This window comes from Bradyrhizobium sp. STM 3557, assembly GCF_045571465.1.
Lineage (GTDB): Bacteria > Pseudomonadota > Alphaproteobacteria > Rhizobiales > Xanthobacteraceae > Bradyrhizobium.
The window spans coordinates 1,706,091-1,726,075 of record NZ_CP120697.1 but is presented as its reverse complement, the minus strand read 5'-3'; the positions used below and the strand labels follow the sequence as shown (position 1 = coordinate 1,726,075).

The following is a 19,985-nucleotide window of genomic DNA, read 5'->3' as shown; positions in this document are numbered from 1 at the left end:
CGCTCGTGACGAAACCAATTGATGAGAGCACCTTGAATGCAGGACGTGAAGACACCGGAAGATTATGAGGAATTGATCCGTGTCATCCACGATCGCTATGATGACATGAGCAAGTCCTATCAAAAGATTGCGGTTTATCTGACCCAGAATCCAAACGATGTCGCAGTCCTGTCGGTCAATGCCATCGCCGATCGCTGCGGTATCCATGCATCGAGCTTCGTGCGCTTCGCCCAATCGCTTGGCTACGAAGGTTTCAAGGAGCTTCAGGCGTTGTTTCAACGGCGGCTGTCGACCGCCGCCCCGGGGTTCGAGGCGCGCATCAAAGCACTGGAAATCGAGTTGGGCGCCCGCGCCGATCGCAGCGAGGTTGGATTCCTGCGCGACCTGGTCGTTCGTGACATCGCCTCACTGCAGGACATGCTCGCCGACACTTCACCGAAAGCTCTCGCTGAAGCGGTCACTCTCCTTGAAAAGGCCGATTCCGTTTTTCTGATCGGGCAACTGCGTTCGGCACCCGTCGTTGAATTCCTTCGCTACATCTTGACCATGCTGGGCAAACGCTGCGTGTTGCTTGACGCCGGCGGCGGGCTTGCGACACACATCGCGCGCACGATCCGCAAGAAGGACGTGCTGCTGGCCGTGTCGTTCCGCTTCTACGCAAACGAGGTCGTCAACGTTGTCGAGGAAGCTGCTCGCAACGGGATTCCCATCATTGCGATATCGGACAGCACGCTTTCGCCGCTGGCGAAGAGCGCCCGCGTGCTGTTCGCCGTTCCGGAGCATGAATACACGTTTTCGCGCTCACTCGCCGCGCCGATGTGCCTTGCCCAGGCTCTGACAGTCGCGCTGGCGGCGAGGCTCCAGAAAAACGATGTCAATCCGCGGATTCCGACCGTGACTGGTCAGTAGACAAATTTCGGGCCAGCGATGCGCGCAGAGTCAGGCCACCTCCTCAGAGGACCAGTCGTCGATCGGTCGGAGAGATCAGTCGCACCATGTCGGGTGTTGGATGGCGGGCGCGCGGGTGGGAGGTGATGGCTTGCGGTTGTTCGGTCAGGGCGGCCGCTTCGATGGCGATGAGCGCACGCAAGTCCGCGAGGCCCTCCTCGCCATCAGCCTCGGGCGGCGCTCCGGCTTCGATGCAATTCGAAAAGTATTCCACCTGTGCGCCGAAATGGTCGATTTGCGGAAACTGCGTTTCGCGGATCTCGCCGTCGCGGCGCAGACGCAGTCTTGTCGCGGTCTCGAAGCGGAAGCCTGGATCGAGTTCGAGATCGCCAGCCGTTCCGACAACCCGATAATTGTCGACATCTGCCGCCCCGAAGCTGGCGACGAATTGCGCCAAACCGCCTGACGGGAAACGCAGCAAGGCTGCGACCGACGCTTCCACCTCGCGAAAGCGCGGGTCGTCGCTTGGGCGGTGCACCATCGCCATGGCCTCGATCGGCTCTTCTGCGAAGATGTGACGGGCCGCGTTCACGCAATAGACGCCGATGTCCTGGAGCGGTCCGCCCCAGCTCGCAGCTTTCAGCCTGTGATTGCCTTGCGCTGCCTGAAAGCTGAAGACCGATTGAAAGAAGAGCGGCCGACCGATCGCACCATTGCGGATGTGTTCGAGGACCGCCACCGTTCCGGGCTCGTTGTGGAGCCTGTACGCGGTCATCAGAAACACGCCGGCTTCGCGCGCAGCGGCGATCATGGCGAGGGCATCTGGTTCATTGGTGGCAATCGGCTTCTCGACAAGGATGTGCTTGCCGGCGCGAGCTGCCCGAATGGCGTAGTCCGCGTGCAGGTGATTGGGCAGGGCGATATACACCGCATCGACATCGGAGTCCCTCAAAAAAGCATCGTATCCCTCATAGCCGACGATCTGGCCGACACCATAGAAATCCGCCAGCCTCTTGGCCTTGCTCGGATCGCCCGTCACGATCGCGGTCACCTGCGAGTTTGTGGACTGTCCGGCTCCTGGCAAGAAGGCCTGTTGCGAGATCCAGCCCGCACCGACAACCGCATACTTGATCATCTTTCCTCTCCCGGGACTTGCAATGGATCACGCAAGCTGGGCGACTCCGTCCGGCCTCGGTCGCTTGCGCCGTCAGTCATACAGCGAGGGACGTGCTCCATATTTCAGCGACGTCACGCCATTTCCGGCAAGCGCCTCGGCGACTTGCTCTGCGATGGCGGAGGCCAGATAACCGTCCCACGCGCTCGCGCCGACAGACGACCCGGTTTTCATCGCGCTGACCCACTCGGCCATCTGCCTGCGATACGCCTCTTCGAACCTTGGCACCCAATTGTCTGGATAGGAATGACCACCAGCTCTGTCCCTGTGCAACAAGATCAGCGATGCCGGAGCCAGCGATACCGTGCCTTGCCGACCGACCAGTTCGACATGAACATGGTAGCCGTAACCGGCGTTCACGAACACCTCGGTCGAGACGATCTCCTCTTTGTCCGTTTTCATCGTGATCATGATGGGCTCGCCGCCGGGTCCCGCCTCCACATGCGCGGAAACCATCTCCGATCCGAGAAGCCAACGGCTGATATCGATCTCATGGACGAACGAATTCGTGACAGCCATCGGGCCGGTGAACCAGTCCGGCGCGCGCACGTTTCGGTGCACGTTATGCAGCAACATCGGTTCGCCCAAGCCGCCAGCATCCTTGACGCGCTTGATCTCCCGATAGCCCGGATCAAACCGGCGCATGTAGCCGACCTGGATCAGCCTGCGGCCCAAAGCGACCTCCGCCTGCACCACCTCCAGGGCATCCGCCGCTGAGGACGCCAGGGGCTTTTCACAGAGAACGGGCTTTCCTGCCGCGATGCAGGCGCGTGCCAGCGAAGCATGTGTTGCATCAGGAGATGCAATCACGATCGCGTCGATCCGATCCGACGCGATCAGCGCATGAGGATCAGAAAAGACGGTCGCTCCGGCAGCAACTGCCTGCGCCCGAGCCGCGTCGGCATCAAAGATCCCCGCTAGATGAGCACCAGGAGTCTGATGTCGGAGTATCCGGGCGTGCTCGGCGCCCATGACGCCTGTCCCGACGATGCCTATCCCGACGCTCATGCCACCTCCACTCCCAACCTTGCAACGAAATGTCCCCGCCGCGATAGGGCGACACCTGAGCTCTCACCCCAGAACGCCGACGCCCGATCCGCACGGCTCATCGCACGACCTCGTATCCGGCCTGCGCCATCAAGCGCATCAGCTCTGCATGGCCTTTCTTGGCCATATCGAGCGGCGGACTGACCCTTGGATCCTGCTCCGCTTCGACGACAAACCATCCCTCATAGCCGTAGGACGCGAGGCGGGCGATGATCGCGGCAAAGTCGAGCGAGCCGTCGCCCGGCACTGTGAACGCTCCTTTCACCACCGCATCAAGAAAGCTCTCCCGTTTCCGGTCGAGCTTGTCGATGACATCGTTGCGGACGTCCTTGGTATGCACATGGCTGATGCGGGAATGATGTTTGTCGATGACCCGCAAGACGTCGCCGCCGGCAAAAGCCATGTGGCCGGCATCGAACAACAGCCTTAGCGCCTCACCCGAATTCGCCATGAGCAGGCCGAGTTCAGCCTCGGTCTCGATCGCCGCGGCCATGTGGTGATGGTAGGCGATCGGCATTCCCTGCCCGGCACACCACTCCGCGAAGATCGTCATTTTGCGTCCATAGACCCTGATCTCCTCCTCCGAAAGCCTGGGCTTGGTATCGAGCGGCGCAGAGCGAATACCTTGGATCGAACGCGCGGTTTCGCCGTAGACGACACAGGGCGCCTTCGCCGCAATGAAGAAGTCCATCTGGGCGCGAATGCGGTCTTTCTCACGCTCGAGGTCGCCATCGAGCAGCAGGCCGGAGAACCAGCCGCCGCAAACGGAAATGCCAAATCGGGCAAGCAACGGCCCGAGCTCCTCCATGTTCATCGGGAAGCGCCGTCCAGTTTCCATCCCCGTGAAACCGGCGACGCTCGCTTGGCGCAAACACTCCTCCAGACTCACGTCATCGGACAGTTCGGCAAGATCGTCGTTCCACCAGGCGATGGGGGCAATTCCAAGTTTCGCTTTCATGGGTCATCACACTCCGATGCGCTGCTTCGCGCGGATGTCGTCCTGCTGCTCGCGCGCGCTTCGAACCGTCTCGCGCGAGGAGACTTCGGGTACGCCGACGTCCCAGTCGGCATCGCCAGGAACCCACGAATACGCGTCCGAGGCGATCGAAAGCACGGTGGTGCGGTCGTTGCCCTTAGCCCATTCGAGCGCCGCAACAAGGTCGGCGAGGCTCTCGCAACGCCGTGCAGCCGCCCCCATGGATTCGGCGTGCTTGGCAAAGTCGACGTGCAGAGGATTGTCGCGATTCTGAACGCGACAATCGGTCAACAAATTGTTGAAGCCAGGCACGCCTTTGGCTTGTTGCAACCGGTTGATCACTGCGAAGCCGCCATTGTCACAGACCACGACGATCATCTTGTGACCGCTCAGAACCGCCGAGTAGATGTCCGAGTTCATCATCAAATAGGTGCCGTCACCAACCATCACGATCGGCGTGCCACCCAGCCCGCCGGGACCAGAATTGGCCATCGCGTGACCCCAGCCAGCCGCGATCTCGTAGCCCATGCAGGAAAAGCCGAACTCGAGATCAAAGGTGTTCGGTGCCTTGACGCGCCAGCCCTTTGCGACCTCGCCAGGCAGGCCGCCGGCGGCCGAGATCAGAGTGTCTCGCTCGCCTGCGGAGGCGTTTACCGCCTGGACCACCTGTGCGTAGGTGGGCATTGGTGCGTTATTCGGAGCTTGCAATGACTCCAGCAAGGCATCCCATTCCCTGAAGAGCGTCTGCGCACGCGCCATGTGGGCAGGATCGACGCACCACGCGCCGAGCTCGGCGTCGAGCTCTGCAACCGTCTCCCGCGCGTCGCCGACCACCGCCAACGCGCGATGCTTCACTGCGTCAAATCTGGCCGCATTGATCGAGATGAAGCGCGCGTCTGGGCTGAAAGCGGTCCATGAGCCCGTGGTGAAATCCTGCAGGCGTGTCCCCACCGCAAGAATCACGTCCGCTTCGGCAGCGAGCGCGTTCGCCGAGGTCGAGCCGATAATTCCGATCGGTCCCGCATGTGCTGGATGATAGTGGGTCACCGCGCCCTTGCCGGCGACCGTCTCCAGAATCGGAATTCCGTGCTTGAGCGCAAACTCCGCGACGACATCTCCTGCCAGCGAGTAGCGCACGCCGCCGCCGGAAATGAGGATCGGCTTCTTCGCGATCTTGAGCAGCGCGGCTGCTTCCGCGAGCCTGCGACGGTCCGGACGCGGACGCGGGATGGTCCAGGTTCGAGCCTCGAAGAAGACCTCGGGGTAGTCGAAGGCCACCTCCTGGGTGTCCTGTGGCAGCGCGAGGAAGGCCGGGCCGCAATCGGCCGGATCGAGCATCGCCGCCACGGCTTGCGGGAGCGAAGACATGATCTGCGCCGGATGGGTGATGCGATCCCAGTAGCGTGTGACTGCCTTGAACGCGTCGTTCACAGTGACGGTCGGGTCGCCAAAATGCTCGACCTGCTGGAGAACCGGATCCGGCAGCCGGTTGGTGAACGTATCGCCGGCCAAGAGAAGAACCGGCAGGCGGTTTGCATGGGCCGTCCCCGCCGCCGTCACCATGTTCAGAGCCCCAGGACCGATCGACGACGTTGCTATCATGATTTGCCGCCGGAGCTTGGCTTTGGCGAAACCAACAGCCGCCAAAGCCATCGACTGCTCGTTCTGTCCGCGCCAGGTCGGCAGACGATCCTGCACAGGCTCCAAAGCCTCGGACAGGCAGGTCACGTTGCCGTGTCCAAAAATGCCGAAGACGCCGGCGAACAGCGGCACGCGAACACTGTCGATTTCGGTGAATTGTTGAATGAGCCATCTCACCAAGGCCTGCGCCGTGGTGAGCCGGACTGTGGCTTCGGTCATGTGATCTCCTCCCTGACGGTTGTGAGCAAACATAACCTCGTGCATTGAATATTGACAACATACTTTATCCGCAACAATTATTGCGAACGGGCGCGACGGCTCGGCAAAATTCCAGGCCCAGCGCTGCAGCGATGGTGGACAAGTCTCCTCGTGAGAATGTGCTCGATTTTCTCGCCGGTCACTTCAATGGCGGCCTCATCGTAAAAGGATTCCGACATGACCAAACGGAAGCTTCGCGTCGGCCTGATCGGCAGCGGATTCATGGGGAAGGCTCACGTTTTCGGTTACTCCATCGCGACGCGCGTCTTTGACCTCCCTTTCGAGCTGGAACTACATACGATCGCCGATATCAGCGATGAGGCGGCGGCGAAAGCCGCCTCCGCCCTCGGATTCGCGCGCTCAACCTCAGACTGGCGCTCGCTTACGGCGAGTCCCGACATCGACGCCGTCAACATCACCACGCCCAACGCGCTCCACAAGGAAATGGCCCTGGCTGCAATTGCGACGGGCAAACATGTCTATTGCGAGAAGCCGCTGGCGCCCCTTGCGACCGACGCCCGCGAGATGGCGGAGGCCGCCGAAAGGGCCGGAGTCAAGACGCAGGTCGGTTTCAACTATCTCTGCAACCCGATGCTGGGCTTCGCGCGCGACATGATCGCAGCCGGAGAACTCGGCGAGATCCGCGGCTATCGCGGCCTCCATGCTGAAGACTACATGGCGGACAGCGCCGGGCCTTTCACCTTTCGACACGATCCGGCGGGCGGCGGCGCACTGGCCGACATTGGCAGCCATGCCTTGGCCACGGCCGAATTCCTGCTCCGTCCCGCCGCCGGACCGATCACCCGAGTGATGGGCGATTGCATCACGATGATCAAGGAACGCCCCGACGGCAAAGGCGGACGCAGGCGCGTCGAAGTCGACGATGTCGGCCGCGCTTTTCTCCGTTTCGCCAACGGCGCCTCCGGCTCGATCGAAGGAAATTGGATTGCGACAGGGCGGAAGATGCAACACGATTTCGAGGTCTATGGAAGCAAAGGCGCCCTGGCCTTCAGTCAGGAGCGATTCAACGAACTGCATTTCTTCTCGACCGACGATCGCCCTGGCCGTCAGGGATTCCGCCGGATCGAGGCAGGCCCGGACCATTGGCCATACGGCCTATTCTGCGTTGCGCCTGGTCACCAGCTTGGCTTCAATGACCTGAAGGCGATCGAAGCCGCGGCGTATCTGGACGCCATCGCTGGACGTCGGCCGGAGCCCTTCAGTTTCCGCGCTGGCCTTCGCATCCAAACGCTGGTCGAGACGATTCACGTCTCAAGTCGCGCTGGAACCTGGATGGACGTTCCTTAGAGCATGATCCGGAAAAGTGGAAACCGGTTTTCCGAAAAGATCATGCTCAATCAAAGAGATCAGATCATGATGCGATTCCTTCTAATCGCATCATGATCTAGAATGTTTCGTTATGCCCGTTCGACGCGCCTTTTCGACGCTTTAGCGAACGACGACGAGCCGGCCCGATCGGGAGCGGCGACTGGTTCGCCCCAGCTCGCAGAACCTATCATGCCGCACTCAGCGCTTGGGCGATGTCCGCAATAAGATCGGATGGATGCTCGATTCCAATTGACAGTCGGATCGTGGTGTCGAGGACACCTATTCTTTCCCGGAGGTCGGCAGGAACGCCCGAGTGGGTCATACTTGCCGGAAGGCTGGCGAGCGACTCGGTGCCACCCAGGCTCACCGCCAGCTTGATGATCTGCAACGCATTGAGGAATTTCTCTGCGGCCGTCTGATCACCCACAATATCGAACGAGAATGTAGAACCCGCACCGCTGCATTGCTTCGCGAACAGCCGTCCGGCTGGGGATTGCTCCGCATGGTGACCAAGGTAATGGACCTTTGCCACTTTGGGATGATCACGCAAATAGTCTGCAACGAGCCGCGCGTTTGCATCGGCTTTCTCCATGCGCAGACTCAGTGTTTCCAGCGACCGGCCGAGCATCCAGCAGGAATGCGGATCGAGCTGAGTGCCAATGGCGCTTCGCAGCGCCTTGACCTCCTTCATGAGCGCCTTTGAACCAAGGGCAGCGCCCGCGATCAGGTCCGAGTGCCCGCCGACATATTTTGTCAGCGAGTACAACGAGAGATCGGCGCCATGTTCAATCGGCCGCTGAAACACCGGCCCGAGCAAAGTGTTGTCGCACGCGACGATCGGCGTGTAGTTCTGCCTCCGGCCAATCACCTCGGCGGCGCGGCGGATCATCGCAATATCGACCAGCCCGTTTGTGGGATTGGCGGGAGTTTCAACGAGGATCATCGCCACCCGCCCCTGGTTCATCGCATCGTCTCCCGCCTGCCGGACGGCGGCTTCATCAAGTCCGTCCGCAAAGCCGACCGCACCGATCGAGAGACCCGCCATTGTCTTCGCCAGCAGCGTCTCCGTTCCGCCATAAAGCGGCTGCGAGTGTAGAATGACGTCGCCAGGCCGGACAAAGGCGAGGATCGTGGTCGAAATCGCCGCCATGCCGGACGAGAACAACACGCAGCTTTCCGCGCGCTCGTACATCGCAAGCCTGTCCTCGACGATCTCGCTGTTGGGATGATTGAACCGCGAGTAGACAAGGCCGGCTCCCATTCCTTCCGGCGGCTCGCGGCGGCCGGAGACAAAGTCGAAAAAGTCCTTGCCGTCTTCGGCAGTCCTGAAGACAAAGGTCGATGTCAGGAACACTGGTGGTTTGACCGCGCCTTCCGACAGTTGCGGATCATAGCCATAGTTCAGCATCAGAGTTTCGGGATGCAGCGTGTGATTTCCGATGCGGGTCTTCGATGGGAATGGTTTCGCCATGGCCAGTCTCGCTGTTTTGAGGGAGCACCAATCCGAACCGCAACAATGTCGATAAAGACTCTCCCGCGACTATAACGCCAGACTGGGCAGATCGAGCCCGTTGGCGCGTGCGCATTCAACGGCGCTTTCGTAGCCGGCGTCAGCGTGACGCATCACACCGCTCGCGGGATCATTCCACAATACGCGTTCGAGGCGGCGTGCGGCCTCTCGCGTTCCGTCCGCCACAATCACCATTCCGGCATGCTGGGAATAACCGATGCCGACCCCGCCGCCATGGTGCAGCGACACCCAGGTGGCGCCGCTGGCGCAATTGAGCAGCGCATTGAGCAGCGGCCAATCGGATACGGCGTCCGAACCATCGCGCATCGCTTCGGTTTCGCGGTTCGGGCTCGCGACCGAGCCGCTGTCGAGGTGGTCGCGCCCGATCACGATCGGCGCCTTCACCTCGCCGCGCACCACCATGTCGTTGAAGGCGAGGCCCAGCCGGTGGCGATCGCCAAGGCCGACCCAGCAGATGCGCGCCGGCAGTCCCTGGAACTTGATCCGTGCTTTCGCCATGTCGAGCCAATTATGAAGATGCCTGTCGTGCGGCATCAGTTCCTTCACCCTGGCGTCGGTGCGGAAGATGTCCTCGGGATCGCCCGAGAGCGCCGCCCACCGGAACGGTCCAACACCCCGGCAGAAAAGGGGACGAATATAGGCCGGAACAAACCCGGGAAAATCGAAGGCGTTCTTAAGCCCCATGTCCTTCGCCATCTGGCGAATGTTGTTGCCGTAGTCGAGCGTCGGCACACCCCTGGCGTGAAAATCGAGCATCGCCTGCACGTGATCGACCATCGACGTCTTGGCCGCAAACTCGACAGCTTTCGGATCGGCGGCTCGTTTCGTCTCCCACTCGGCAAGCGTCCAGCCTTTCGGTAGATAGCCATTGATCGGATCGTGTGCGCTGGTCTGATCGGTGACGATGTCGGGCCGCACGCCCCGACGAATAAGCTCGGGAAAGATCTCGGCCGCGTTGCCAAGCAAGCCGACCGAGACCGGCGTTTTACGCTCTACGCTCTCGGTAATCATCGCAAGCGCTTCGTCAAGCGTGCTCGCCTGACGGTCGAGATAACCCGTGCGCAGCCGCATCTCGATGCGGCTCGGCTGGCATTCGATCGCAAGAAGCGAGGCGCCCGCCATGGTCGCAGCCAGCGGCTGTGCGCCGCCCATACCGCCCAGGCCTGCCGTGAGGATCCATCTGCCGGCAAGCCTGCCGCCATAGTGACGACGGCCGACCTCGACGAACGTTTCGTAAGTGCCCTGCACAATGCCCTGGCTGCCGATATAGATCCAGGATCCCGCCGTCATCTGGCCGAACATCATCAGGCCCTGGCGATCGAGCTCGTTGAAGTGATCGAGCGTCGCCCAATGCGGCACGAGGTTCGAGTTCGCGATCAGGACGCGCGGCGCGTCTGCATGAGTGCGAAAGATTCCAACCGGCTTGCCCGATTGAACGAGCAGCGTCTGATCGCCCTCGAGCTTGCGCAGCGAAGCCACGATCCGGTCAAAACTGTCCCAATCACGCGCGGCACGACCGATGCCGCCATAGACGACCAGTTCACTGGGCCGTTCGGCGACATCGGGATCGAGATTGTTCATCAGCATTCTGAGCGGCGCTTCAGTAAGCCAGCTCTTCGCAGAGATGTCGGAGCCGTGAGGGGCCCGGATCGTGCGTTCATTATCCAGTCGTCGATTCATGAAACGTGACCTTCAGACAAGTGTCGGAAACGGATTCCGCGCGAGCACCGACGTCGCAACCGAGGACAGCATGCCGGCTTCCACCAGCGCCTTTGCTTTCGCGAGGTCGTCGGCCATGTACCGATCGGCGCCGAGCGTCGGCACCTGCTCGCGCAAAGCTGCAATGACGGCGGCGAGCGGCCGGCTCGTCAAATGCGGCAGACGCAGATCGATGCCCTGCGATGCGACCAGAAGCTCGATGCCGAGAATTGCAGCGAGATTATCGGCCATGTCGGACAGCCGGCGCGCCGCATGCGCAGCCATCGAGACGTGATCTTCCTGGTTGGCGCTGGTCGGCGTGGAATCGATCGAACACGGGAGTGCGCGCTGCTTGTTCTCGGCAAAGAGCGCCGCCGCCGTTACCTCGGCGATCATGAAACCGGAGTTGAGGCCAGGATCGGCCGTGAGAAACGGAGGCAGGCCGAAATTCAGCGCCGGATCGACCAGCGTCGCGATGCGACGCTCGCTGATCGCACCGATTTCCGACAAAGCAAGCGCAATCTGGTCCGCGGCAAACGCCACCGGCTCCGCATGAAAATTGCCACCCGAGACGATCTCGCCAGTGTCCACCAGGACGAGCGGATTGTCGGTGACGGCATTGGCCTCGAGGCTTAACGTACGCGCGGCCTGCACGAGGAGATCGAGGGCCGCCCCCATCACCTGCGGCTGGCATCGCAGGCAATAAGGATCCTGCACGCGCTCGTCTCCCTCCAGATGCGATTGCCGGATGTCGCTCCCTTCCAACAACATCGTCAGCGCCGCCCCGGCGGCAATTTGTCCGGCATGTCCGCGCAGGGCATGGATTTCGGGCCGGAATGGCGCCGTCGACCCCATGGCTGCATCGACCGACAGGGCCCCTGTCACCAGCGCCGCGCAGGCAAGTCGATGCGCCCGCAGCAGGCCCGAGATCGCGTAGGCGGTCGAGAACTGGGTGCCGTTGATGAGCGCAAGACCTTCCTTCGGTCCGAGGGTCAGTGGGCAAAGACCTTTGGCCGCGAGCGCGTCACGGCCCGGCACGATCAGGCCATCGACGACCACTTGGCCCTCGCCGATCATCACTGCGGTCATGTGCGCAAGCGGGGCCAGATCGCCGGACGCTCCGACTGAGCCCTGCTGCGGCACGAGCGGCGAAACATTGTGTGCCAGCATGGCCTGCAGCTGCTCGATGACCTCGCGCCGCACGCCCGAAGCGCCGCACCCGAGCGAGGCGATCTTCAGCGCCATCATCAGTCGGACGATCGGCTCCGGTGTCGGCGGGCCGACTCCGCAGCAGTGCGATAAGATCAGGTTGCGCTGAAGAGTGGCAGTCTGGTGGGCGGCAATGCGCGTCGAGGCCAGCTTTCCGAATCCGGTATTGATGCCGTAGACAGGAACATCGGCACGAGCCGCTTTCGCGACAACATGCGATGCCGCATCGACGCGCGGCCAGAAGGAAGCATCGAGCGCGACGGGACGGCCTGCGAGCACCTGTGCGAGATCGTCGAGCGTCACCTTGCCGGGCGTAACGACAATCGGAGCGTGCGGCTCGCTCATTGGCCCCTCCAGACCCGGCTGTGCAACGGGTTGAAGCCGATCCTGTAGACGAGTTCGGCGGGGCGCTCGATGTCCCAGATCGCAAGATCGCACCATTTGCCGGCTTCGAGGGTGCCGAGCTCAGGCAGCATCCCTAGCGCACGCGCCCCTTCCCGAGTGACGCCAACGAGACATTCGGCCACTGTCATCCGGAACAACGTCGCGCCCATGTTCATGGTGAGAAGGAGAGAGGTCAGCGGTGAGCTGCCGGGATTGCAGTCTGTTGCCAGCGCCATGCTGACGCCCTGGTCGCGGAACAACTCAACAGGAGGCTTCTGCGTTTCCCGGATGAAGTAAAAGGCGCCAGGCAACAGCACCGCGACGGTGCCCGCCTTTGCCATCGCAGCAACGCCGGCAGCGTCGGTGTGCTCGAGATGATCGGCGGAGAGCGCGGAGAATTCCGCGGCGAGCATCGCGCCGCCAAGGTTCGACAACTGGTCAGCGTGAAGCTTGACCGGCAGTCCGAGCGTGCGCGCCGCTGCAAACACGCGTGCCGTCTGCTCGCGCGAAAACGCGATGCCTTCCATGAAGGCATCGACGGCGTCGGCAAGCCCAGCCCGCGCGACGGCCGGCAGCATCTCGCGGCAAACAAGATCGATATAGCTATCCTTGTCGCCTTCGGCTTCCGGCGGCAGCGCGTGCGCCCCCAGGAATGACGTGCGGACCGCGACCGGCCTGGCGCGGCCAAGGCTCCGGGCCGCCGACAACTGCCGCATCTCGGTTGCCGTATCGAGGCCGTAACCGGACTTGATCTCGATCGTCGTCACACCCTCGCAAATCAACGCATCCAATCTCGGCAGCGCGTTGGCGACAAGCTCTGCCTCGCTCGCACGTCGCGTCGCCGCAACGGTGGAGACGATGCCGCCGCCGGCGCGTGCGATCTCTTCGTAGCTCGCGCCTTTGAGCCGCAGCTCGAATTCATGGGCACGGTTTCCACCGAAAACCAGGTGCGTATGGCAATCGACCAGCCCTGGCGTGATCCACCGCCCTGCGCAGTCGATCCATTCGGCTGCATCCGCGTCTGCCGGAAAGTCCGACCGCGCGCCGGCAAAGACGATGCGACCATCGCGCGCCGCGACGAGGGCGTTCTCGATCACGCCGAGGTCGGGCATATCGGCCCGCATGGTGGCGAGCCGGGCGTTGTGCCAGATCCGATCGACGCGCTTGGCCATGCGATCTCCCCGACTCCAGAGCCTTGACTTATATGTCTAGACATATAATCGTGGCCATGTTCTGTCCAGCCGGCTTCGAAGATGACCCGACTGCATTTCGCATCCGTGCTTTTGCCGTCCGGCTGGGCCGACGACGTGCAGGTGGTTGTCAGCGATGGAAGCATCGCCAACGTCACGATTGGCGTCGCGCCGCAGAGCGCGGACGAGCGCCACCAGCTCGCGATTCCCGGACTGGCGAGCTTGCACAGCCATGCATTCCAGCGCGGCATGGCGGGGCTTGCCGAGATGCGCGGCAACACGGCCGACACGTTCTGGACCTGGCGTGAGCTGATGTATCGCTTCGCGCTGACGATGACGCCTGATGACGTCGAGAGCGTCGCGACCCTGCTCTATGTCGAGATGCTCGAGCGCGGCTTCACCCGCGTCGGCGAATTCCACTATCTCCATCACGATCACGACGGCACGCCCTATGCGAACCCTGCCGAAATGGCGACGCGGATTGCCGAGGCGGCTGACATCACAGGCATCGGGCTGACGCTGCTGCCGAGTTTTTATGCGCACGGCTCCTTCGGCGGCGCGGCACCGCACGCCGGACAACGGCGCTTCATCTCGTCGATCGACCGGTTTGGTGAGCTCGTGACCGGCGCGCGCAAGGCGGTAGCCACTCTGCACGACGCCAATGTCGGCATTGCGCCGCACAGCCTGCGCGCCGTGACGCCGGACGAGCTGGCTACGATCGTGTCGCTCGCCCAAGGCGGACCGGTTCATATTCACGTTGCCGAACAGATCAGGGAGGTCGAGGATTGCGTGGCCTGGTCGGGCCGGCGACCTGTGGAGTGGCTGCTCGAACATGCACCCGTCGACCAGCGCTGGTGCCTCATCCACGCCACCCACATGACCGCAACGGAGACCGCCGCGCTTGCGATAAGCGGCGCGGTGGCCGGTCTTTGCCCCCTGACCGAAGCGAGCCTCGGTGATGGCATATTCCCGGCGCGTGAATTCTGTGACGCTGGCGGGCGGTTTGGCATTGGCACGGATTCCAACATCCTGATCGGTGTCGCTGATGAGCTCCGTCAGCTCGAATATGGCCAGCGACTGAAGCATCGCGAGCGCAACGTGCTGTCGCGCGGCCCCAGCACGTCGACCGGCCGTGCGTTGTTCGATGCGGCGCTTGAGGGAGGCAACCGGGCACTGGCCCAGAAATGCGCCGGAATAGAGCAAGGCGCCCGCGCCGACATTGTCACCCTTGATACCACGCATCCATCGCTGGCCGGGCGCCGTGGCGACGCGGTTCTCGACGGTTGGATCTTCGCAGCCGGCGCAGCGGCCGTCGATTGCGTCTGGACGAACGGAAGCAAGATCGTCGAGGGTGGACGTCACAGGCTGCGCGAGCGTGCACGCAACCGTTTCAATGCGACGGTTCGGAGGCTCGTAGCATGAGTCTCCCCACCGCCCGCGACAAGTCGGCTGACAAGCCGACGATCTACAAGACGATCCGACATGAGATCGAGCGCCGTATCCTGACCGGCGAATGGCCACCGGGTCATCGCATTCCCTTCGAGCATCAGCTGATGGCGCGTTACGGCTGCTCGCGCATGACAGTGAACAAAGCGCTGTCGGAACTGGCGCAAGCCGATCTGATCGAACGGCGGCGGCGGGCCGGTACATTCGTGCGCCGTCCCCAGCATCTGTCGGCGGTGCTTCAGATCGTCGACATTCGTGCCGAGATCTCCGCGCTCGGCCGCAGCTACGGTTATCAGCTCGTCCGCTGCGCGCGACGCGCAGCAAACGCATCGGATCGCGCGCGTCTCGGGCTGAGAAAAGCCGGTAAAGTGATCGCGATCGCCTGCCGTCACAGCGCCGACAACGTGCCGTTCGCAGTCGAAGACCGGCTGATCGATCTCGAGACGGTACCGGAAGCTGCCAGCGCCGACTTCGCAACCGAGCCGCCCGGCTCATGGCTGCTTCACCATGTCCCATGGACGGAGGCCGAGCACACGATCAGCGCGGTGGTCGCCGACGCTTCGACCGCGGCTGCGCTCGACATTGCGATCGGCGCGCCCTGCCTGGTCGTCGACCGCCACACCTGGCGCAGCGCACGGACTGTGACCGCGGTCCGCCTGCTCTATCCGGGCGAGTCCCACCGGCTGGTTGCGCGTTTCAAGGGCGGCCGAGAGGGGCACGCGGGTACGGCACAATTCATGCAGCAAGTGGACGACAGCAAAGCGAACAAACCACTCAAGCCTAATCGATAGATCGGCAAAGGAACGTCATCATGCGTATTTCGAAACTATCCGCGACAATTGTTGCTGTCATGCTCTCGGCCCCGGCCCTTGCGGACGATGTGAAAGTCGGCATCGGCATCTCGGGATGGACCGGCTTTGCGCCGCTGACCCTCGCAAAGGAGGCGGGCATCTTCAAAAAGAACGGCCTGGACGTGACGCTGAACAAGATCCCGCAGAAGGACCGGCATCTGGCCATCGCTTCCGGTGCCATCCAGTGCGCGGCGACGACGGTCGAAACCTGGATCTCCTGGAACGCGAACGGCGTCGCCACCAAGCAGATCTTCCAGCTCGATAAGAGCTATGGCGCCGACGGCATGGCCGTGCGCAACGAGATCGCCTCGATCAAGGACTTGAAAGGCAAGACAGTCGCCGCGTCCGCGCCCGGCACCTCGCCCTATTTCGCGCTCGCCTGGATGCTCAAGAAGAATGGGCTCTCCGTCAAGGACGTCAATGTCGTGAACCTGGAGCCGGCCGCGGCTGCGCAAGCCTTCGTCTCCGGCCAGAACGACGCCGCGATGACGTATGAGCCCTACCTCTCGACGGTGCGTGCGGCACCGGACAAGGGCAAGATCATCGCCACCACGCTCGACTACCCTATGGTCATGGACACTTTCGGCTGCACGCCGGAATTCCTGAGCGGAAATCCGAAAGCCGCCCAGGCGCTCGCCGACAGCTATTTCCAGGCGCTCGAGATGATCGCGAAAGATCAGGCGAAGGCGTATGAGATCATGGGTGCGGACGTGAAGCAGTCCGGCGAGCAGTTCGGCAATTCAGCCAAGTATCTGCGCTGGCAGGACAAGGCGGCAAACGAAAAGTTCTTCGCGGGCGACTTCCTCGCCTTCAACAAGGACGCCGCCGAACTCTTGCTCGAGATCGGCATCATCAAGGAAGCTCCGAAAGTCGAAAATCTCTTCGACGCGAGCTTTATCAAGTAGCTTGCCACGCAACCCGCGCCTTTGCTTCGCGCAATGCTAAGCAAAGGCGCGGCATGATCGACAAACGTCTTGGAACCTCCTGTGTTACGCCCCCTTGATCCCGTGACGTCGAAGCAGCGCGCAGCCTATGGCTTCGCGTTCTTCGTGCTGTTCGTTGCCCTGTGGGCCTGGGCGACCTTCGGCGGCCATGTGTCGAAGACCTTTCTCGCCAATCCATTGACGATGCTGCAGGAAGGGTTTGATCTGCTCGTGAGCCACGGCTTCCTGTTCGACATCGGCATGACGATCTGGCGGGTCGTTGGCGGCTTCCTGCTGGCAGCCCTTGTTGCGGTCCCCCTTGGCGTGCTGATGGGCGCCTACAAGCCGATCGAAGCCTTGCTCGAGCCGTTTGTCTCCTTCGCCCGTTACCTGCCGGCGTCCGCCTTCATTCCGCTTCTGATCCTGTGGGCAGGCATCGGCGAATTGCAGAAGCTTCTGGTCATCTTCATCGGCGCGGTCTTCCAAATCATTCTGATGGTCGCAGTGACCGTTGGCGGCACGAGACGCGACCTGGTCGAGGCCGCGTATACGCTCGGAGCCGGAGATGGCGGCATCATCCGCCGTGTGCTGCTGCCCTCCTCTGCCCCCGACGTTGCAGAGATTCTTCGTCTCGTCCTCGGATGGGCATGGACATACGTCATCGTGGCGGAGCTGATCGGATCATCCTCCGGCATCGGCCACATGATCACCGACAGCCAGGCGCTGCTCAACACCGGCCAGATCATCTTCGGCATCATCGTCATCGGCCTGATCGGCCTCGTCTCGGACTTCCTGTTCAAGGCCTTCAACGCCTGGCTGTTTCCATGGAAGCTGGCATGACGGCGCTGAAGATCGATCAGGTGTCCCGCACCTTCCCTGCTCGCGCCGGTCACGCACCGACCAAGGCGCTCGAGCCGGCCAGTCTTACGATCGGCGATAACGATTTTGTCACCATTCTCGGGCCCTCGGGGTGTGGGAAATCGACCCTGCTGCGCATCATCGCCGGGCTCGACCGACCGAGCAGCGGCCGGGTCCTGCTCGACGGCCGCGAGGTCACCGGTCCTGGTGCGGAGCGCGGCATGGTGTTCCAGTCCTACACGCTGTTTCCATGGTTGACCGTGCGCGAGAACATTGCGTTCGGTCTGCGCGAGCGCGGGATCCCGCAAGCCAAACGGCACAAGATCGCGGACGCGTTCATCCATCAGGTCGGGCTGACCGGATTTGAAAATCATTGGCCAAAGCAACTTTCCGGTGGCATGCAGCAACGCACGGCGATTGCGCGCGCGCTGGCCAACGATCCAAAGATCCTGCTGCTCGACGAGCCATTCGGCGCACTGGACAATCAGACCCGCGCGCTGATGCAGGAGATGCTGCTCGGCATCTGGGAACGCGACCAGAAAACGGTGCTGTTTGTCACCCACGATATCGAGGAAGCGATTTTTCTTGGCAGCCGCGTCATCGTCATGAGCGCGCGTCCGGGCCGCATCAAGGCGGAGATCACCGTCGACCTGCCGCATCCGCGCTCCTACAAAGTGAAGACCACGCCTGAGTTCGTCGCGCTGAAGGAACGGCTCGTTGAAGAGATCCGCACCGAGGCGTTGAAGACGGCCGCTGACGCTTGAGCGTCCCTGATGTTGCAACGCTCAGGCCGACCTTGATGCGATCCACCGCAACGAAGGTGCGGAGCATGCCTGCAGCTCTTTCGATTCAGTCGAGCATCGATCGAACGTTGGTCCGGTCGTTCTCGCCACTGGCGCAGCTCATTGAGGGCAACAACGAGACCGGCCGCCGGTCATGGCCAGGCAGGGGGGATGATGGATCAATCATCAAACTTGACCAGGTGACCGTACCGGGAACACCCCCACGGCCAAACCGTTCTACTAGATCGTCTCGAAGGACTGAATGCGACGAGCAGTGGCGTGGGTGATGCTGGCTGGCCAATTTCGGAGAGTTGACGGTCCTTGCCGCTTCGAGGCTGATCTACTTTCCTGCCTCTGGACATTGGTCGGCCAAGCACGTCGTCTCGCTTGATCGCGACGAATAGCTGGCGTGCTTGCGAACTCGCGCAAGCACTGCTGAGTGCAGGCGCTGACATAGGCGCGCATAGTCCCTGCGCCTGTTCGGCCTCGCTGATCGTCGAGCACGTACCGGATGCATACATGGTCCGCGACATTGCGTCTGTCTCATTTCGATGGAGGATTGGTGGAGAATCATCCGTTGTTTCAGATCTTCAGCGTGAGCGATGTCCTCCGACGGACGGTCGGATTGCTACTGGACAAAACAGCGGGCTTGGCGCCGCTGGAGCGACCGTGGCATGCCGTATTAGACACCTCGGAATTCCGCTTGCGCCGCTACGACCAAGACAATGGGACGACCGGTCCGGTCTTAATTGTACCCGCCCCGATAAAACGGGCGTACATATTCGATTTACTGCCCCAGGTAAGCGTCGTCGCGCGGCTCGCAGACGCTGGCTTTTCGGTTTATTTGAGCGAGTGGCGTGACGGCGCGAATGGAGATCTTGCGACGACGATCACCTCGATAGCCACGGCTCTGGACAAGATCGCGATGGAGCACGGGCGTCCGCCGATCGTGCTCGGCCATTCGCTTGGTGGAACACTCGCAGCGATCACCGCCGCGCTCAATCCCGGTCAGGTACAAAAGCTGCTCCTGATCGAAGCGCCTCTGCGTTTTGGGGAGCAGATCGGAGCGCTACGACCGGTGACGATATACCCCGGCACTCCGCTAGGAACAGATCGGCATGTTCCGGGAAGTCTTCTCGATCTGGCGAGCGTCAGTGCGGCTCCGGACGAGTTTGCGTTCGGACGCTGGATTGACGCATTCTCCAGCCTTCTGGACGAGGAAGCGCTCTCTATCCACACCCGGGTCATTCGCTGGACGTTGGACGAATTTGCCCCCTCTGCTCCGTTGCTCGAGGGAGTGATCGATCTGCTCTACCGTCGCGACCTGTTCGCGCGTAACGAGCTTCATCTGCTCGGCCGTGATGTTCGCGTGGAGTCCCTTGCCGACGTTCATGTCGCAGCGATCGTGGACCATAGCAGTCGTGTGGTTCCGTTCCAATCGGCCTTGGAGCCGCTCAGAAGCCCAACCGTAATTTCATACACGCCCGAAACCGGAGTCGGACTGCAGCACGTGGGCCCGCTCGTCGGCCGGCGCGCCCACCGAGACGTATGGCCGCGTGTCGTGCACTGGATGAGCATCGGCAGTTGAGCCTCAAGAGCATTAGGACAGCAATCGACTCAAGCGAACCTGGCAGACTGACCGCTTTGCCGGCTTCGAGCTTGAAAAACGACCGACGCCTCGCCATACGGGCCGTTTGCGCGGGAGATCGGCTCGTACAAGGATCAGTTTACGCGCGAGCTGCCGTTGGAGGAGGTACGAACGGACGCAGCCGGTCCAATTTTATAGACCTGGTCGAGCGC

The 19,985-nt window shown here is 62.1% G+C and carries 15 protein-coding genes and 1 pseudogene; 8 read left to right on the top strand and 8 right to left on the bottom strand.

Going from position 1 to position 19,985, the window contains the following annotated elements; all coding sequences use genetic code 11:
- Positions 1 to 36: 36 nt before the first annotated feature.
- A complete protein-coding gene (locus tag P6U24_RS07820) occupies positions 37 to 909 on the top strand; it encodes a MurR/RpiR family transcriptional regulator (RefSeq protein ID WP_407158567.1) in 873 nt (290 codons plus the stop codon).
- Between the two features lie 43 nt (positions 910 to 952).
- Here the strand turns inward: P6U24_RS07820 and P6U24_RS07815 are convergent, their stop codons facing one another.
- The 4 genes from P6U24_RS07815 to iolD all read right to left on the bottom strand — a co-directional run bounded on the left by P6U24_RS07815 (position 953) and on the right by iolD (position 5,945).
- Positions 953 to 2,023 carry a Gfo/Idh/MocA family protein gene (locus P6U24_RS07815; protein ID WP_407158566.1) on the bottom strand — a complete coding sequence of 357 codons (1,071 nt, stop codon included), beginning with the start codon at positions 2,021 to 2,023 and terminating at the stop codon, positions 953 to 955.
- A 72-nt stretch (positions 2,024 to 2,095) separates the two neighbouring features.
- Entirely contained in the window at positions 2,096 to 3,070 is a 975-nt protein-coding gene (locus tag P6U24_RS07810) for a Gfo/Idh/MocA family oxidoreductase (protein ID WP_407158565.1), read from the bottom strand.
- A gap of 97 nt (positions 3,071 to 3,167) precedes the next feature.
- Positions 3,168 to 4,067 (bottom strand): myo-inosose-2 dehydratase, encoded by a 900-nt coding sequence (gene iolE / locus P6U24_RS07805; RefSeq protein ID WP_407158564.1) that lies wholly within the window; start codon positions 4,065 to 4,067, stop codon positions 3,168 to 3,170.
- Positions 4,068 to 4,073: 6 nt separating this feature from the next.
- Complete coding sequence (iolD, locus tag P6U24_RS07800; RefSeq protein WP_407158563.1) at positions 4,074 to 5,945, bottom strand: 3D-(3,5/4)-trihydroxycyclohexane-1,2-dione acylhydrolase (decyclizing); 1,872 nt, start codon at positions 5,943 to 5,945, stop codon at positions 4,074 to 4,076.
- Between the two features lie 216 nt (positions 5,946 to 6,161).
- On the opposite strand from iolD, the gene P6U24_RS07795 reads away from it, so the two are divergent.
- On the top strand, positions 6,162 to 7,292 hold the full coding sequence (locus P6U24_RS07795; protein WP_407158562.1) for a Gfo/Idh/MocA family protein: 1,131 nt from the start codon (positions 6,162 to 6,164) through the stop codon (positions 7,290 to 7,292).
- A gap of 208 nt (positions 7,293 to 7,500) precedes the next feature.
- Here P6U24_RS07795 and P6U24_RS07790 read toward each other — a convergent pair whose 3' ends face one another.
- The 4 genes from P6U24_RS07790 to hutI all read right to left on the bottom strand — a co-directional run bounded on the left by P6U24_RS07790 (position 7,501) and on the right by hutI (position 13,307).
- Positions 7,501 to 8,784 carry a cystathionine gamma-synthase family protein gene (locus P6U24_RS07790; RefSeq protein ID WP_407158561.1) on the bottom strand — a complete coding sequence of 428 codons (1,284 nt, stop codon included), beginning with the start codon at positions 8,782 to 8,784 and terminating at the stop codon, positions 7,501 to 7,503.
- A gap of 69 nt (positions 8,785 to 8,853) precedes the next feature.
- Positions 8,854 to 10,524: a urocanate hydratase gene (hutU, locus tag P6U24_RS07785; protein WP_407158560.1), complete on the bottom strand. Its 1,671-nt coding sequence runs from the start codon at positions 10,522 to 10,524 to the stop codon at positions 8,854 to 8,856.
- Positions 10,525 to 10,536: 12 nt separating this feature from the next.
- Positions 10,537 to 12,096, bottom strand: a complete 1,560-nt coding sequence (gene hutH, locus P6U24_RS07780) for a histidine ammonia-lyase (protein WP_407158559.1) — start codon at positions 12,094 to 12,096, stop codon at positions 10,537 to 10,539.
- Positions 12,093 to 13,307, bottom strand: coding sequence for an imidazolonepropionase (gene hutI, locus P6U24_RS07775; RefSeq protein ID WP_407158558.1), 1,215 nt, complete (start codon positions 13,305 to 13,307; stop codon positions 12,093 to 12,095). The genes hutH and hutI overlap by 4 nt, the downstream gene beginning before the upstream one ends.
- Before the next feature lie 81 nt (positions 13,308 to 13,388).
- On the opposite strand from hutI, the gene P6U24_RS07770 reads away from it, so the two are divergent.
- The 6 genes and pseudogenes from P6U24_RS07770 to P6U24_RS07745 all read left to right on the top strand — a co-directional run bounded on the left by P6U24_RS07770 (position 13,389) and on the right by P6U24_RS07745 (position 19,773).
- Entirely contained in the window at positions 13,389 to 14,747 is a 1,359-nt protein-coding gene (locus P6U24_RS07770; RefSeq protein WP_407158557.1) for a formimidoylglutamate deiminase, read from the top strand.
- Positions 14,744 to 15,478, top strand: a pseudogene (hutC, locus tag P6U24_RS07765) (histidine utilization repressor); the annotation flags it as partial. The gene P6U24_RS07770 and the pseudogene hutC, both read left to right, overlap by 4 nt.
- A gap of 104 nt (positions 15,479 to 15,582) precedes the next feature.
- Positions 15,583 to 16,527: an ABC transporter substrate-binding protein gene (locus P6U24_RS07760; RefSeq protein WP_407158556.1), complete on the top strand. Its 945-nt coding sequence runs from the start codon at positions 15,583 to 15,585 to the stop codon at positions 16,525 to 16,527.
- An 81-nt stretch (positions 16,528 to 16,608) separates the two neighbouring features.
- Positions 16,609 to 17,385: an ABC transporter permease gene (locus tag P6U24_RS07755; RefSeq protein WP_407158555.1), complete on the top strand. Its 777-nt coding sequence runs from the start codon at positions 16,609 to 16,611 to the stop codon at positions 17,383 to 17,385.
- Positions 17,382 to 18,167, top strand: coding sequence for an ABC transporter ATP-binding protein (locus P6U24_RS07750; RefSeq protein WP_407158554.1), 786 nt, complete (start codon positions 17,382 to 17,384; stop codon positions 18,165 to 18,167). The genes P6U24_RS07755 and P6U24_RS07750 overlap by 4 nt, the downstream gene beginning before the upstream one ends.
- A 580-nt stretch (positions 18,168 to 18,747) precedes the next feature.
- Positions 18,748 to 19,773 (top strand): alpha/beta fold hydrolase, encoded by a 1,026-nt coding sequence (locus P6U24_RS07745; RefSeq protein ID WP_407158553.1) that lies wholly within the window; start codon positions 18,748 to 18,750, stop codon positions 19,771 to 19,773.
- Positions 19,774 to 19,985 lie beyond the last annotated feature (212 nt).